Below are 14,264 nucleotides of genomic sequence, written 5' to 3' on the forward strand. Positions count from 1 at the left end.
CCGCCAGACGTCCATCTTCCTCGAGGGATCGAAGAACTATCCGTTCGGATAGGGCTGGCAAACCATTGCGCCGCCCGGCTCTCCCGGCGGGCGCGGGACTGAATCTGGGGAGGAATGGTATCCGGCTGGTGGCCGTTGAAAGGCCACAGCACACGGATAACCCGCCATGATCGCCGCACCCCGCCTCGGACCCTTTGCACGCCACCTGATGGCCTATTGCCTGTCGGAAGTGGCGGCCAAGGCATCGCGTCTGCTGGTGGTGGTCGCGGTCGCCCGCACCATGGATGCCGCCGCCATCGGCGTTGCCGCGGCAGCGCTGGCGGCCGCCGACATCCTGAAGGCATTGACCGAGAACGGCGTGGGCCAACGGATCATCGCCGCCCGCGAAGAGGATCTGGCCGCCACGACCCGCACCGCCTCGCGCATCTTCTGGGCATGGTGCCTTGGCCTCTTTGGCCTGCAGATGATCGTTGGCGCGGTGGTCTGGCAAATCTCGGGCGATGTGTTCCTGTTCCTGCTGATCGCATTCCTGGCGGGCGAATACCTCTTCATGCCCGCGGGTCTTGTCCAATGCGCGCTGGCCATGCGCGACGGCAAACTGCAACAGACCGCCGCCATTGCCGCCGGCCAGGTTGTCGGTGCGAACGCCCTTTCGGCCGCACTGGCGCTCCTGTTCCCCGGCCCGCTGGCCCTGATCCTGCCCCGCCTGATGGCCGCGCCCATCTGGCTGGTCGCCATGCGCCGCCTCCATCCCTGGAGCCCCGACCGAACCGTCCAGCCGGCGCCAGTGAAGCCGTTCCTGCGCTACGGCTGGGCCGTGCTGGGGGTCGAAGTGGTGAAAGCCGCACGCCTTCAGGCCGACAAGCTGGTCATCGGCGCGCTGATGGGAGCCGAGGTGCTGGGGCTCTACTTCCTGGCCTTCAATGCCGGGTTGGGGCTGGCCAATTCCTTCGCCCAGGCCTTTTCGGTCGCGCTCTTTCCGCATCTCTGCACCGCGACCGACCGCGATGCAGCACTCAGAAACGCCCTTGGCCTGTCGACCGCCGTCATCTCTGCCGCCGTCATCCTTCAGGCGCTGGCCGCGCCCTATTACGTGCCGGTTCTCTTCGGCGCCGGGTGGGACGGGATTGCCGATGTCGTCTCGATCCTCTGCCTTGCGGCGATCCCCGGCGTGATCTGGTCGGCCGCTGCGCAGTACCTGCGCGCGCAGGATCGTCCGCAGGTCGAGTTCGCCGTCACCGCCGCCATCACCTTCGCCCTGATCGCCAATACCGCCCTCCTGGCGCCCTACGGCCTGACCGCCGTCGCCTGGGGCTACCTCGCCATCGCCACGATCACCCAACTGGCCGCCGCGCTTCCCGCGCTTGCGCCCGCCTTCCGCAAACTCCAGCCCAAGGCCATCTGACATGCCGCTCTTCTCGATCATCGTCCCCTGCTACAACGCCGCCGCAACGCTGGAATGCACGCTGGCCAGCCTCACCGCCCAGACCTGCACCGACTGGGAAATGCTGTGCATCGACGACGGCTCCACCGACGCGACGCCGGACATCTTGGCCGCTGCGGCCGAGGCCGATCCCCGCATCCGCGTGCTGGAGAACATTGGCAAGGGCCCCAGCCACGCCCGTAACCGCGCACTGGCCGAAGCGACCGGCGAATTCCTGGCCTTCTGCGATGCCGACGATCTCTGGGCGCCGCGGAAGCTGACCCGGATGGCCGATGCGCTGCTCAGCAATCAGACGCTCGACGGGATCTATGCGCGTGTCGCCTTCTTCGACGGGGTACACTCGAAACGCATCTCCTGCCCTCCGACGACCGATCTCACGATCCCGATGCTGCTGGGCGAAAACCCGGTCTGCACCATGTCGAACCTCACCATCCGACGAGAAGCGTTCCTGGAAACGGGCGGGTTCGACACGCGGATGGTGCATAACGAGGATCTGGAATGGCTGATCCGCACCGTGGGTCATGGGTTCCGCCTGCGCAGCGTCGATGACTGCCTGGTCCAGTACCGGACCAGCACCACCGGCCTGTCGTCGAACCTTGCCGCGATGCGCAAGGGCCGCGAACAGGCGCTGCAAACCGCCGCCCGCTACGGCTTCCATACCGACGCGCGCAGCGAAGCCATCCATCTGCGCTACCTCGCCCGACGCGCGCTGCGGGTCGGCGCCCCGGGGACCGAGGCCCTGCGCCTCGCGCTCTCCGGTCTGGCCGCCAGCCCGCGCGGCTTCTTTTCCAACATGCGCCGGGGCGGACTGACCGTTCTGGGCGCCGTCCTTGCCCCCGTGATGCCCGCGTTTTTGCGGCGCTCGCTCTTCGCCGGCTGAAGGAACTCCAAGATGCCCAAGGCAACCATCGTCGTCCCCGCCTACAACGTCGCCACCACGCTGGCCGACACGTTGCAGAGTCTCCTCGCGCAGACCTGCCCCGATTTCGAGATCCTCGTAATCGACGACGGCTCGACCGACCGTACGGTCGCAGTGGCGCGCGCGTTTGGAAATCCGCGGATCCGGATCGTGCAGCAGCCGAACCGCGGCCTCGCCGGAGCACGAAACACCGGGATCGCCCATGCCCGCGGCGACTTCATCGGCTTCTGCGATGCCGACGACCTGTGGCGCCCCACGAAGCTGGCCGCGCATGTCGCGCATCTGGAAGCAAACCCGCAGGTCGGGCTGTCCTATTCCGGTTCCGAACTGATCGACGCCGAGGGCCGCCCCACCGGGCTGGCCCAGCGGCCCCGGCTGAAGGGTGTAACGGCGGCGCATATCTTCCGGCGCAACCCGGTCGGCAACGGCTCGGCACCGGTTTTCCGGCGCGCGGCGCTCGACGACATTGCCTACCGGCCCGCGGGCGAGACCCAGCGCGATTGGTGTTTCGACGAGACCTTCCGGCAGTCGGAAGACATCGAATGCTGGTTGCGCCTTGCACTGACCACCGACTGGGCCGTCGAAGGCATCCCCGGCCTGCTGACCCGCTACCGCGTCGTACCGTCCGGCCTGTCGGCCGCGACCGAAAAGCAGCTCGCGGCATGGGAACGGCTGGTCACCAAGCTGACGCCCGTGGCCCCCGCCTTCATGGCCCGCCATGCAGGCGCTGCACGGGCCTACCAGCTGCGCTATCTCGCCCGCCGCGCCGTGACCTCTGGCAACGGACCCGAAGGACTGGCCCGCATCCGCGCCGCCTTTGGCGCATCTTCCCGCCCGCTGTGGGAAGAACCGGTCAAGACCCTCACCACCGTCGCTGCCTGCGCCGTGCTCGCGGCGTTCGGCCCCGGCACCATCGCCTCACTCCGCCGCCTCGCCGCGCGCGGCGCCTGACGTCCAGAAAGGATTTCTCCCATGCTTCGTATTGCTCACCTGATCGACGACACCCAGCCCGGCGGCGTGACCCGTTATCTCGACTTCCTGAAGTCCGACCCGGCCATGGCCCGGATCGCCCGACACGAGATCGTCCCCGTCCCCCGCACCCGGCCCTCCTCGGTCCGGGTCGAGGCCGATGTCATCGTCTCGCACCTGACGATCACCTGGCGGGGGCTGCCGGGGCTGATGTTGTTGCGCGCCCAAAACCCCGGCACGCCGCTGATCCACATCGAACATAGCTATACCGCGGGGTTCGTGGCCGCGAATGTCTCGGCCAGGGCGCGGTTTTTCACCCTGCTGAGAAGCGCCTACGCCCTCTTCGATCATGTCGTCGCCGTGAGCGACGCACAGGCCGCGTGGCTGGACGCCCGTGGGCTGGTCACCCCCCATGCGCTCCACGTGATCAGGCCCTGCGTCGACCTTGCGCCATTCCGGTCCCTCCCCCTGCCCGCGCTGAAGGCCCGCACCTTCGCGGCCATCGGGCGCTTCGACACTCAGAAAGGCTTCGACATCGCGGTCCGCGCCTTCCGCGAACTTCCCGGCGATGATCTGCGGCTTCACCTGATCGGTGACGGACCGGAACTGGCCAGCCTGAAAGCATTGGCCGAAGGGGATACCCGGATCTCGTTCCCGGGTTTCGCCACCGACCCGGCCGAGGCGCTGGCCACCTGCGATGCCATTATGATGCCGTCGCGTTGGGAAGCCTACGGGCTTGTCGCTCTGGAAGCCATGGCTGCAAGGCGGCCCGTTCTGGCGGCGTCGATCGACGGGCTTCAGGATCACATCGCCGAAGGCGCGATCAGAGTTCCCGACGTGACGCTGGCCAGCTGGTGCGACGCGCTGGCCACTGCCACAAACGGTCTTGTCTGCGCCAATCCCCGGGCAGATGCAGAATCGCAGACCTCCAGCGCCTGGGAGGCTCTGATCGACGGGCTTGGCCTTCGGGAACCAACGGCGGTGCGTCTGGCGGCTTAGTGCCCAATAGAGGGAAAGCGCAGGTCTCGCTGCGAATGCAGGCCGTGGCAAAGCACCAACGTCAGGGCACCGCAATAGCTGTTCCGGGCGGTCCTGTCGCAAACTTCTGCGCTGGTCAGAGGCCGGCGATCATCTATGCGGTCTACCCGACAACAGATGCCGGGAAAGCGCATTTGGCACGGACCGCTCCTTCTAATGGTCAAGTTTTTAGGGGCGGGCGAACTAAGCCAAGCGTTGAGCAAAGACACGTCGCAGAAGCGGCAACTTCACAGTCTTGAGCCTGGCCAACGCCGCCGTGCGATCCTTGACCAGCCCCGCCTTTACAGCAGTCCTCTTCGACCTGTCAGTTTCCTTACCCGTATAGCGCCTCGATCTGGCTCGCGTACTTCTCGGCAATGGACGCGCGGCGGACCTTCATCGTGGCGGTGACCTCGCCATCGTCGTGGTCGAGTTCCTTTGTCAGCATGTGGAACTTCCGGATCTGCGCGACCGAGGCCAGCGTTGCATTGGCCCGTGCGATCTCGGCTTCGATCATCTCGCGCACGGACGGGTTTTCCGAAAGATTGCGGAAGTTGGTGTAGGCGATGCCCTGTTCTTCGGCCCATTTGGCGGTGGTGTCGAAATCCACCTGGATCAGGGCCGACACGAACTTCCGTTTCTCGCCGATGACGATGCATTCTTTGATGAAGGGGCTCGATTTCATCGTGTTCTCGATCTCGGACGGGGACAGGTTCTTGCCGCCTGCCGTGATCATGATGTCCTTCAGACGATCGACGATGTGATACTGCCCGTCTTCAACCCGGGCCACGTCGCCGGTGTGCAGCCAGCCGTCGCGGATCGTGTTTTCGGTCGCCGCGTCGTTCTTGTAGTAGCCCGAAAAGACGAGGTCCGAGCGGATCATCAGCTCGTCCGCTTCGCCCAGCCGGACCTCGGCATTCACGACCGGTTTGCCGACAGACCCGGGGTTCTGCAGATCGGGCGTCTGGGCCAGGATCACGCCGCTGGTTTCGGTTGCGCCGTAGGCTTCCAGCAGCGGCACACCAATGGCGCGGAAATAGGTGACGATCATGGGCGAAATCGGCGCCGCACCGGTCATGGCGACGCGCGCCTTGCGCAGACCCACGAAGTTCTGAAGCGACCGGAAAACAAGCCAGTACCAGATCCGGAAGGCCAGCTTCTGACCCGCGCTGCGTTTGGCCGGGGGCACGTTGGCGAACCCGTCGCAAGCCTTCAGTGCGCGGTCATACAGCGCCTTTCGATAGCCGCCTGCCTCCAACATGCCGATATGGATCGAGGCCTGCAGTTTTTCCCAGATCCGGGGCACACCAAGAAAAACGGTGGGGGCCACTTCGCGCAGGTCCTCCTGCACCGTCCGCAGGCTTTCGCCGAAATTCACCTGCGCGCCCGTATAGCTGGGGCCAAATACGGTGAAGGCCTGTTCGGCCACGTGGCAGAGCGGCAGGTAGGACAGGTAGCGATCCGCGGCGGTCAGGCCGAAATGGCTTTCAAAGGCCACCGCCTGCGCACGGATGTTGCGATAGCTGAGCATCGCGCCCTTGGGTTTCCCGGTCGACCCGGAGGTGTAGATCATCAGGCCAATATCGTCGGCGGTCTGCGTCTTCAGCACCTCTTCCGTGAGGCCCGGATTGGTCTGCCGATCCGCGTGGCCGTCGGCTTCGAGCTGGGCGAAGCTGGTCACCTGGCCGGGTGGGTAGGCGCGCATGCCCTTGGTTTCCATGACCACGATGGCGGTCAGCTTGGGTAGCCCGTCGCGGATCTCGAGGATCTTGTCGACCTGCTCCTGATCTTCGCAGATCACGATGGAGCTGTCGGAATGTTCCAGCACATAGCCTACTTCGGAGGCCGGGCTGGTGGGGTACACACCGACCGTGACTGCACCGGACAGTCCCGCGCCCATCTGGGACAGAAGCCATTCGATCCGGTTCTCCGACAGGACAGCGACATGGCCGTTTGCGGGCAGGCCCATCAGGCGCAGACCATGGGCCACGTCGCGGGCGCGATCATAATAGGCGGCCCACGTCGTGGGCTGCCAGATGCCGAAATCCTTCTGGCGGATGGCGATGTCACCCGGTCGGGTTTCGGCCTGCTCGCGCAGCATGGCGGGCAGGGTCAGGTCGGGGAGGTCGGTCATCAGCTAAGCCACCTCTTGCGGCGCTTGTAGTGCTTGATCTCGCGGAAGGAACGTTGCCCGCTTCCCCCGTGACCAAGGTAGAATTCACGGACGTCATCGTCGGCCATCAGCCGTTCGGTGGGGCCGTCCAGCTGGATTCGGCCGTTTTCCATGATGTAGCCGTATTGCGAAATCGCCAGCGCTACGGCGGCGTTCTGTTCGACCAGCAGCATGGACACCCCGGTTTCCCGGTTGATATGCGCAATGATGGTGAAGATCTCTTCGACCAGCAGGGGCGACAGGCCCAGCGACGGTTCATCGAGCAGGATCAGCGACGGTTTCGCGACCAGCGCGCGCCCGATGGCCAGCATCTGCTGTTCGCCGCCCGAAAGGTAGCCCGCGCGGGAGTTGCGGCGTTCCTTCAGGCGGGGAAAATAGGTGTAGACCTGTTCGAAATCCGCGGTCTCGCCGCTGCGACCCGACAGGGCATAGGTGGCGGCGACAAGGTTTTCCTCGACCGTCAGGTCATCGAACACGCGGCGCCCTTCCATCACGTGGAAAAGCCCGTTTCGGACAAGCTGGTGCGGGGACGTGCCCGCGGTGTCAGTGCCGTTGAACCGGATGCGGCCGGCGGTCAGCTCTCCGTTTTCCAGCGCCAGCAGGCCCGAGATCGCCTTCAGCGTCGAAGACTTCCCGGCCCCGTTGGAGCCCAGAAGGGCCACGACCTGGCCCTTCGGTACGTTCAGGGACAGACCGCGGAGGGCCTGGATGGACCCTTTGTAGGTCAGCTCGATATTCTCGATCTCAAGGATCGCCTCCGCGGTCATCTGGCTTTACTCCACGCTGATCCAGTCGGAGACTGGGAGCATTTTGCCCTCCGACGCCGAGAACTGGTACACGCGGCCCACGGGGACCGAGTTGCCGGGAACCGAGATCGGCAGACCCATGATGCCGCCCGTGTCGAAATCCTCGATGGAATTCAGCGCAGCTTTGAGGTTGGCACCCGTCATCTCTTCGCCCGCGTCCAGAACGCGCTTGGCGCTTTCGACCATGAGCATCGCCGACAGGAAGCCCTGCATGTAGCCGGTGGAGACGTATTCCGGCTGCATTTCACGGATCTTGGCGAGCATCGGCGCATCGCCGTCTTCGTCGTAGTAGTAGCGGTAGGGCATCACGCCCATGTAACCATCGGCCGCTTCACCGACCCCGGCCCAGAGCGAGCTGTCCATCGACCAGAAGGTGCCCATGAACTTGGTGTCGAGGCCAAGTTCCTTCGCCTGGCTGATGAATTCCGGCTGAGGCGCCAGAACATAACCGTGGAAGATCGCGTAGTCGGGACGCGCGCGGCGCAGCTTGAGTACCTCGGTGGACACATCGACAGCGCCCGGCGGCGTGATGATTTCCAGCACGACATCAAGGCCCAGTTCCTCGGCCTTCGCCTTGGCGGGTTTGATGGGATCGCGGCCGAATTCGGTGTCCGAGTTGATCAGCGCGATGCTGGCACCCGGCGTTTCCTGCGCGATATATTCCAGCAGGATATCGAGCATTTCCGAATAATCGGGACCCGGGATGAAGGTATAGGGATAGGCTTCCGGATCGTTCAGTTCCGATGCGAAGGACGCCCCGCCCATGATCATGTCGCCGCTGCGCGCCAGTTCGGGCGCGATGGTCTTCGCGAACCCGGTGGAGTCACCGTAGTACAGGTGAATGTCTTCCTGGCTGGTCAGCTTGTTGAAGACGGCAACGGACTGGTCGACCTTGTAGCCGGTGTCTTCATAGGCAAGACGGACAGTGTAGCCGTCGATCCCGCCGGCTTCGTTCACCATCGAGATATAGTCCTGCATCCCCTTTTCGACGGCGAGCCCGGCAAAGGCAAAGACGCCGGTCATGGGCAGCGAGCCCCCGATGACGATCTCCTTGTCCTGTGCCTGCACGGCGCCAATACCAAGCCCGAGGCTGGCAGCCCCGGCCAGAAGGCCCATGGTCATGCGTCTGGTCGTGTTCATTAAAGTTCCTCCCATTTACGAACGTTGATTCATGTTCTGAACGGCCACAGCCGAAAGAACCGGCGGATCCGCTGGATAATTTCGGCCAAGCCCTGCGGTTCGAAGATCAGGAAGCCGACGATCAGCGCGCCGAAGACAACCGTCCGCACCGGCGACAGTAGCGCCCCGGCGTTGGGGACAAGCGGGCTGATCCATTCGACCCCGTAGCGCAGCAGTTCCGGCGCCAGCGTCATGAAGACGGCGCCAAGGATGCCACCCAGGATCGTGCCCATGCCGCCGACGATGATCGCGGCCAGCAGGAAGATCGAGGTCAGGAGCGGAAAGCTTTCCGGCGTCACGACGCGGAAGAAATAGGCCCACAGCCCGCCCGCCATCCCGGCATAGAAGGACGCGATGGAAAAGCTCATCAGCTTGTAGCGCAGAAGCGGAATGCCCAGCACCTCGGCTGAAATATCGCGGTCGCGGATTGCGATGAAGGCCCGCCCGATCCGCGTGCGGAACAGGTTCGCGGCCCCCAGTACCATCAGTACCGTGACCGGCATGATGACCCAGTAAAGCGAGAAATAGGTGGTCAGCTCTGCCCCGAAGATGGTCAGCGGCGGGATGTTGATGCCCGTGGCGCCGCCGGTGATCCCGTCGAAATGGACGAAGCAGAAATGCAGGATGAAGGACGCGGCGATCGTCGCGATGGCCAGGTACAGCCCCTTCACCTTCAGGCTGGGCAGACCGACAAGGATCCCAAGCGCCGCCGCGACCAGCCCGGCGGCGATCAGGTTGACCCAGAAGGGCGTGCCAAGGTTGGTTTCAAGCCACGCGACCGTATAGGCGCCCACCGCCATGAAGGCGGCGTGGCCCAGCGACACCAGCCCGGTGAACCCGGTCAGGATGTTCAACCCGGTCGCGGCCGCCACGTTGATCGCCACAAGGCAGGTCAGGTACAGCCAGTAGTCGTTCACCACGAAGGGCAGCGCGACAAGGGAAGCCGCGAAGATCGCCAGCCAGACCCGCTGCGGCTGTGTCGTCAGCAGGGATTCGTCGGCACGATAAGTCTCTTTTGCGGTCCCGATGATCATTTACAGCCTCTCGATCTCATGCGTGCCGAAAAGGCCGAAGGGACGGATCACGATGGCCACGATCAGAAGGCCGAAGGTCACGACGCTGGAGTATTCGCCGCCCAGATATGTTCCGGCCCAGGACTGGATCAGCCCCAGCGCCAGCCCGCCGATCAAGGCGCCCAGAATGCTGTCGAGCCCGCCGATGATCACCACCACCAGCGCTGACAGGCCGAAAACGCCCATCGTGGTCGAAATGCCCCCGATCGCGCCCAGCAACACGCCGGCCCCCGCGGCAGTGGCGCAGCCCACGATCCACGCCACCGAAAAGACGCCCGGCACGTTGATCCCGCAGGAATAGGCCGCGGCCTGATCCGTCGCCGTGGCGCGCAGCGCGACGCCGCCGCGCCAGAACCGGAAGAGCGCAAGGAAGATGCCCATGGCCACGGCGGCCACGACGAAGGTCACCGCGATCTTGCGCGAGACATAGGCCTCGCCCAAAAACAGCGGCTTGGTCGATATGAAGGCCGGCAGGGTCCTCGGATCGGCGCCCCACATCAGTTCGGTCAGCCCCACAAGGATCGACCCCAGTCCGACCGTCACCATGAAGACGGAAATCGGGTTTTCCCCCAGCATCGGCCGGATCAATCCGCGCTCGACAATGCCGCCCACGATACCGCCGCCGATGATGGCCAGCGGCAGCGCCAGCCAGGGAGAGAAATTCCACCCAGCGGCGAAGGCAAAGAACAGGTAGCCGCCCAGCATCAGCACTTCGCTGACGGCCAGGTTCACGACCCGCGTGGCCTTGTAGATCAGCACATAGGCCAGCGCGGTCAGCGCCAGCAGCGCACCCGACCCCAGCCCGGCAAGCGAGACTTCGATGAAGAACAGGAAATCGGGATTCATGCGGCCCTCTCGGCTGCAAGGCGTTTCATCAGCGCGGCCGGATCGCCGCTGCCCAGGTAGGCCTCGGCCACGTGGGGATCGGCCTGCACCTCGGCCGGTAGGCCTTGCGCGATGACCTTGCCGAAATTCAGCACCGACACGTGATCCGAGATATCCATCACCAGCCCCATGTCGTGTTCGACCATCAGGATGGAGATGCCCCATTCCTCCTTCACGTCGAGGATGAATCGGGCCATGTCCTCGGTCTCTTCGCGGTTCATGCCGGCGACGGGTTCGTCCAGCAGCAGGATCCGCGGCCGCATCGCAAGCGCACGGGCCAGTTCAACCCGTTTCTGGAGGCCATAGGACAGGACCGAAACCGGCATGTTGCGGATATGGTCGATTTCAAGGAAGTCGATGATCCGCTCTTCGACCTCCCGGCGAAGCTCTTCCTCTTCCCGGGCGGCGCGACCGGCATAGACGAAGGCCTGCAGAAGATTTGTCTTCATGTGTCCGTGGCGGCCCAGCTTGATGTTGTCGAGAACGGTCATCCCCCGGAACAGCGCAATGTTCTGGAACGACCGCGCCATGCCCAGCACCGCGCGCTTGGGCGGGCGCAGGCCGGTGACGTCCTGACCATCCAGCAGAACGCGGCCGCTGCTGGGGCGATAGAACCCCGAGATGCAGTTGAAGACCGATGTCTTGCCCGCACCGTTCGGCCCGATCAGCGCGGTGATCTGCCCCGCCTTCGCGGTGAAGGAGACGCTCTGCAGCGCCTTGATGCCGCCAAAGGACAGCGTGACGTCTTCGACCGTCAGTTCGGCCGGCGTCAGATCGGCACCGTTCATGTCATTTGCCATGGCTGCAGCGCCTCCCCGTGCTGCCTGCCGCACGACCCGCGCGGCATTCCCCCCTACTCTCCGAAAGAAAGGGTACCCATAAGTAACTATCTTTCGCAACGGCAAAATACCGACCCCGAGTGTCCGTCAAAGTTGCCGTTAGGGAAGCAGCCTCCCAAGGTTGAAGTCGGTCGGCGTACCTGACGGATTTGACGAGGAGTTACCCATCGGTATACATCTTACGCATCAGAACCAAGAAGGCCGAGAAGCCGATGCCCGACCCTGCCCTGTCAACGTCACCCTGGGGATCGCGCGCAGATCGCGCGGCCGAGCGCGATGCAAAGCGAAAGGCCGTTCTGACGACGGCGGTGCGCTTTTTCAATTCAAAGGGCTTTGCAGCGACGTCGCTGGATGACGTGGCCAAAGCGTTGCAGGTCACGAAGCCCACGATCTATCACTATTTCTCCAGCAAGGACGAAATTCTGTTCGAATGCGTTCGCCTTGGGCTGGAAGCGATCCGCGATGCCGCCGAACAGGTCCGCGCGCGGGGCGGTTCGGGCCGCGAGCGGCTGGAGGCCCTGATGCTGGAATACGCGCTGGTGATGACGCGCGATTTCGGGATCTGCGTGACGCGCACGTCCGACGACCAGCTTGGGGACGACAGCCGCGTGAGGTTCCGCGCATTGAAGCGCGAGATCGATCTGATCCTGCGGGATGTGATCACCGACGGGATGGAGGACGGAACGCTTGCACAGGGCGATCCACGGGTCGTGTGTTTCACGATTTCCGGGGCACTCAACTGGATCGCTCGCTGGTACCGGCCCAACGGCCCGATGACCGCCCAGGACGTGGCACGCAGCACTGTCGCGACCCTTATGGCGGGCCTGGCATCGTAGGATGCGACTTTGGGTCCTGAGACTGATCGAGGTGGTCTTGGAGTCTCGACCACTTTGCCGCCGGGCGCAGCACCTGAACGCCGGCGAGTTCCACCGAAAGGTTTTCGATCGGCGTCCGTGGTCAAGGCAAGAGTAATGCGGCGCCGAAGGTCCGCGAAAAAGCGTACAGTGAACTTTCGGGGGGGAGACAGCCATGTCGCGCAAAGCAATCCATAAAGCTCATATCATTTCCGTCGATCCCGAACTGGGCGTCATCCCGCGGGGCGATTCCCTGATCGAGGGACACTGGCGCAGTACTTCGCCAGGGTGCGCAGCGTGACGGGCGATATCTATTTGCCGGACGACATGAGGATCGCCAACCAACCGGGCGGATGCGGGGATCACGACGCTTTACGGCTGGCCGCAAAACAACAGCTCTCCCGAGCACGCGTCCGCCGCTGTCAAAGGCTGATGGCGACAACCTGACAAAGTCCCTGAGCCTACTTCCCCGGTCCGTAGTTGGAGAAGGCGGCGATCACCTCCTCGATCTGTGCGTCGCTCAGTATGACGGGTTCGCCCGCGGTACGGGACAGGAGATCCACGCGTGCGAGGTTCTCCAGTTCTTCCATCCGCCAGAGCGCCCGGTCGAGGCTTTCACCTACCACCGTTGCACCGTGGTTCGTCATCAGGCAGCCGTGCCGGTTGCGCATTGCTTCGGCCACGTGTTCGGCCAGTTCGGAACTGCCGAACATAGCGTAAGGCGTGATCGGCACGTCGTTGCCGCCGAAGGCCGCGATCATGTAGTGGCAGGCCGGGATCGGTCGGCCCTGCATGGCCACGGCCGTGGCATGGGCCGGATGAGCGTGGACTGTCGCCGACATGTCGGGCCGTGCCGCCAACAGGCGCTGGTGAAAGCGCCACTCGGTCGAAGGTCGCAGATCGCCTCCCATATCGGGTTCGCCCTCGGGCGGCAGGCGGATGATCATTTCGGGTGTCATCCGGTCGTAGGGAACGCCTGAGGGGGTGATCAGGATCGCGTCCGGCACCCGGACGGAAATGTTGCCCGAGGTCCCCTGGTTGATGCCGCGGTCATTCATCCAGCGGCAGGCATCAATAATGGCTTGCCGGGTCTCCGTCGTGTCGGTGTAGCGGGTCATGTGTCGTCGTCCAGAAGTTCAGCCGCGATGTCGGAGCTGGTGGCGAGATGGGTGGCAAAACCGCCCCGCAGGGCCGCACGGGTGGCGGCGACGCGGTCGATTCCGGCGGCGACCAGCAGCCCCATGGGTTTGGCCGCCATCTGGTCGAGCGTCACGCCGATCATCCGGTCCTCGATGCCCGAGGGCATGGGCTGCCCCTGTGTGTCAATGAGCTGGCCGCAGATCACGCCGGTGGCGCCGCGGTCACGCAGACCGGCGAGCTCGGCATCGCTCAACAGGCCGGTGCGGGCGATATGGCTGTCGGGGCCGCAGGTCCCGGCAGCAAAGACCACCTTGTTGCACTCGGCCACGGCCTGAAGCTGTTCAGCCACCACCGGCTCGGCCTTCAGACGGGTGCAAAGGTCACGGTCATTGAGCAGGAGCGGCACATGCAGGTTGATGCAGAGCGCGTCGAGCCGGCGGGCGAGGTTCGAAGAACACGCTTCCGCCGCGAAACCAAGGCTGGCGGGCCGTGAGCCAAGTAGCTGCACAACCGTCAGGTCCCCCACGGACGTGCGCGGCACGGCCTCGGCCAGCCGGTAAATCGTCTCTCCCCAGGCGACGCCCAGACGGTCGCCGCGCTCCAGCAGTTGCGGCAGCCAGTCGGCGGCGGCGCGGATCACCCGGCCGATCCCGCGCTCGGTGTCGCCTGCGGGCACCACGAGCGTCTCGGTCAGCCCGAAACGGTCCCTCAGCCGGGTTGCTAGGGCGCTCAGCCGAAAGACCTCCGTGTCGAGCGAGATCCGCACGTAGTCACGGCGCCGCGCCTCGGCGAGGTAATTCACCACCGAGGCGCGGCTGACGCCCAGTCGCTGCGCGATCTCGTTCTGGTTCAGCCCCTCGTGGTAATAGCACCAGGCGGCCTCCACGATGGCCTCGTCCTGCCGGGCACTGCGACCGTCGAGGTCCGGGACCGTCCTTCCCCGCGAGGTGGAGATCGGGCTCATTC

General features: G+C 64.6%; 13 protein-coding genes. 5 read left to right on the forward strand and 8 right to left on the reverse strand.

What is annotated here, in order from left to right; all coding sequences use genetic code 11:
- The first annotated feature begins 166 nt into the window (after positions 1–166).
- The 4 genes from D4754_RS17100 to D4754_RS17115 are packed head-to-tail and all read left to right on the forward strand — an operon-like array spanning position 167 to position 4,331.
- Positions 167–1,405 carry an oligosaccharide flippase family protein gene (locus tag D4754_RS17100; protein WP_121066075.1) on the forward strand — a complete coding sequence of 413 codons (1,239 nt, stop codon included), beginning with the start codon at positions 167–169 and terminating at the stop codon, positions 1,403–1,405.
- Position 1,406: 1 nt separating this feature from the next.
- Positions 1,407–2,324 carry a glycosyltransferase family 2 protein gene (locus D4754_RS17105; RefSeq protein ID WP_121066078.1) on the forward strand — a complete coding sequence of 306 codons (918 nt, stop codon included), beginning with the start codon at positions 1,407–1,409 and terminating at the stop codon, positions 2,322–2,324.
- 12 nt (positions 2,325–2,336) lie between these two features.
- Complete coding sequence (locus D4754_RS17110) at positions 2,337–3,314, forward strand: glycosyltransferase family 2 protein (protein WP_121066081.1); 978 nt, start codon at positions 2,337–2,339, stop codon at positions 3,312–3,314.
- A gap of 21 nt (positions 3,315–3,335) precedes the next feature.
- Positions 3,336–4,331, forward strand: coding sequence for a glycosyltransferase (locus D4754_RS17115; RefSeq protein ID WP_121066084.1), 996 nt, complete (start codon positions 3,336–3,338; stop codon positions 4,329–4,331).
- Positions 4,332–4,683: 352 nt separating this feature from the next.
- On the opposite strand, the gene D4754_RS17120 is transcribed toward D4754_RS17115, so the two are convergent.
- From D4754_RS17120 to D4754_RS17145, 6 genes are read right to left on the reverse strand one after another with little or no spacing between them, the layout of a single operon-like run.
- Complete coding sequence (locus tag D4754_RS17120; RefSeq protein ID WP_121066087.1) at positions 4,684–6,483, reverse strand: AMP-dependent synthetase/ligase; 1,800 nt, start codon at positions 6,481–6,483, stop codon at positions 4,684–4,686.
- The gene (locus D4754_RS17125; protein ID WP_121066090.1) at positions 6,483–7,289 is read right to left on the reverse strand and encodes an ABC transporter ATP-binding protein; all 807 of its coding nucleotides are present in this window, start codon (positions 7,287–7,289) and stop codon (positions 6,483–6,485) included. Before D4754_RS17125 ends, D4754_RS17120 begins: the two co-directional genes overlap by 1 nt.
- Before the next feature lie 6 nt (positions 7,290–7,295).
- On the reverse strand, positions 7,296–8,468 hold the full coding sequence (locus D4754_RS17130; RefSeq protein ID WP_121066093.1) for an ABC transporter substrate-binding protein: 1,173 nt from the start codon (positions 8,466–8,468) through the stop codon (positions 7,296–7,298).
- A gap of 29 nt (positions 8,469–8,497) precedes the next feature.
- Positions 8,498–9,541 (reverse strand): branched-chain amino acid ABC transporter permease, encoded by a 1,044-nt coding sequence (locus tag D4754_RS17135; RefSeq protein ID WP_121066096.1) that lies wholly within the window; start codon positions 9,539–9,541, stop codon positions 8,498–8,500.
- Complete coding sequence (locus D4754_RS17140) at positions 9,542–10,426, reverse strand: branched-chain amino acid ABC transporter permease (protein ID WP_121066099.1); 885 nt, start codon at positions 10,424–10,426, stop codon at positions 9,542–9,544.
- The gene (locus D4754_RS17145; protein ID WP_205589654.1) at positions 10,423–11,265 is read right to left on the reverse strand and encodes an ABC transporter ATP-binding protein; all 843 of its coding nucleotides are present in this window, start codon (positions 11,263–11,265) and stop codon (positions 10,423–10,425) included. The genes D4754_RS17140 and D4754_RS17145 overlap by 4 nt, the downstream gene beginning before the upstream one ends.
- 251 nt (positions 11,266–11,516) lie before the next feature.
- Here D4754_RS17145 and D4754_RS17150 point away from each other — a divergent pair, with 251 nt between their 5' ends.
- Entirely contained in the window at positions 11,517–12,140 is a 624-nt protein-coding gene (locus D4754_RS17150; RefSeq protein ID WP_121066105.1) for a TetR/AcrR family transcriptional regulator, read from the forward strand.
- 479 nt (positions 12,141–12,619) lie between these two features.
- On the opposite strand, the gene D4754_RS17155 is transcribed toward D4754_RS17150, so the two are convergent.
- Both D4754_RS17155 and D4754_RS17160 read right to left on the reverse strand, forming a co-directional pair.
- Positions 12,620–13,276 carry a class II aldolase/adducin family protein gene (locus tag D4754_RS17155; protein WP_121066108.1) on the reverse strand — a complete coding sequence of 219 codons (657 nt, stop codon included), beginning with the start codon at positions 13,274–13,276 and terminating at the stop codon, positions 12,620–12,622.
- Positions 13,273–14,262, reverse strand: a complete 990-nt coding sequence (locus tag D4754_RS17160) for a sugar-binding transcriptional regulator (protein WP_121066111.1) — start codon at positions 14,260–14,262, stop codon at positions 13,273–13,275. The genes D4754_RS17155 and D4754_RS17160 overlap by 4 nt, the downstream gene beginning before the upstream one ends.
- Between the last annotated feature and the right edge of the window lie 2 nt (positions 14,263–14,264).

This window comes from Chachezhania antarctica (genome assembly GCF_003646465.1).
Classification (GTDB): domain Bacteria; phylum Pseudomonadota; class Alphaproteobacteria; order Rhodobacterales; family Rhodobacteraceae; genus Chachezhania; species Chachezhania antarctica.

Excerpts from the sequence above, each read along its gene's own strand:
- D4754_RS17100 (WP_121066075.1), top strand. The coding sequence starts at position 167 with ATGATCGCCGCACCCCGCCTCGGACCCTTTGCACGCCACCTGATGGCC.
- D4754_RS17105 (WP_121066078.1), top strand. The coding sequence starts at position 1,407 with ATGCCGCTCTTCTCGATCATCGTCCCCTGCTACAACGCCGCCGCAACG.
- D4754_RS17110 (WP_121066081.1), top strand. The coding sequence starts at position 2,337 with ATGCCCAAGGCAACCATCGTCGTCCCCGCCTACAACGTCGCCACCACG.
- D4754_RS17115 (WP_121066084.1), top strand. The coding sequence starts at position 3,336 with ATGCTTCGTATTGCTCACCTGATCGACGACACCCAGCCCGGCGGCGTG.
- D4754_RS17120 (WP_121066087.1), bottom strand. The coding sequence starts at position 6,483 with ATGACCGACCTCCCCGACCTGACCCTGCCCGCCATGCTGCGCGAGCAG.
- D4754_RS17125 (WP_121066090.1), bottom strand. The coding sequence starts at position 7,289 with ATGACCGCGGAGGCGATCCTTGAGATCGAGAATATCGAGCTGACCTAC.
- D4754_RS17130 (WP_121066093.1), bottom strand. The coding sequence starts at position 8,468 with ATGAACACGACCAGACGCATGACCATGGGCCTTCTGGCCGGGGCTGCC.
- D4754_RS17135 (WP_121066096.1), bottom strand. The coding sequence starts at position 9,541 with ATGATCATCGGGACCGCAAAAGAGACTTATCGTGCCGACGAATCCCTG.
- D4754_RS17140 (WP_121066099.1), bottom strand. The coding sequence starts at position 10,426 with ATGAATCCCGATTTCCTGTTCTTCATCGAAGTCTCGCTTGCCGGGCTG.
- D4754_RS17145 (WP_205589654.1), bottom strand. The coding sequence starts at position 11,265 with ATGGCAAATGACATGAACGGTGCCGATCTGACGCCGGCCGAACTGACG.
- D4754_RS17150 (WP_121066105.1), top strand. The coding sequence starts at position 11,517 with ATGCCCGACCCTGCCCTGTCAACGTCACCCTGGGGATCGCGCGCAGAT.
- D4754_RS17155 (WP_121066108.1), bottom strand. The coding sequence starts at position 13,276 with ATGACCCGCTACACCGACACGACGGAGACCCGGCAAGCCATTATTGAT.
- D4754_RS17160 (WP_121066111.1), bottom strand. The coding sequence starts at position 14,262 with ATGAGCCCGATCTCCACCTCGCGGGGAAGGACGGTCCCGGACCTCGAC.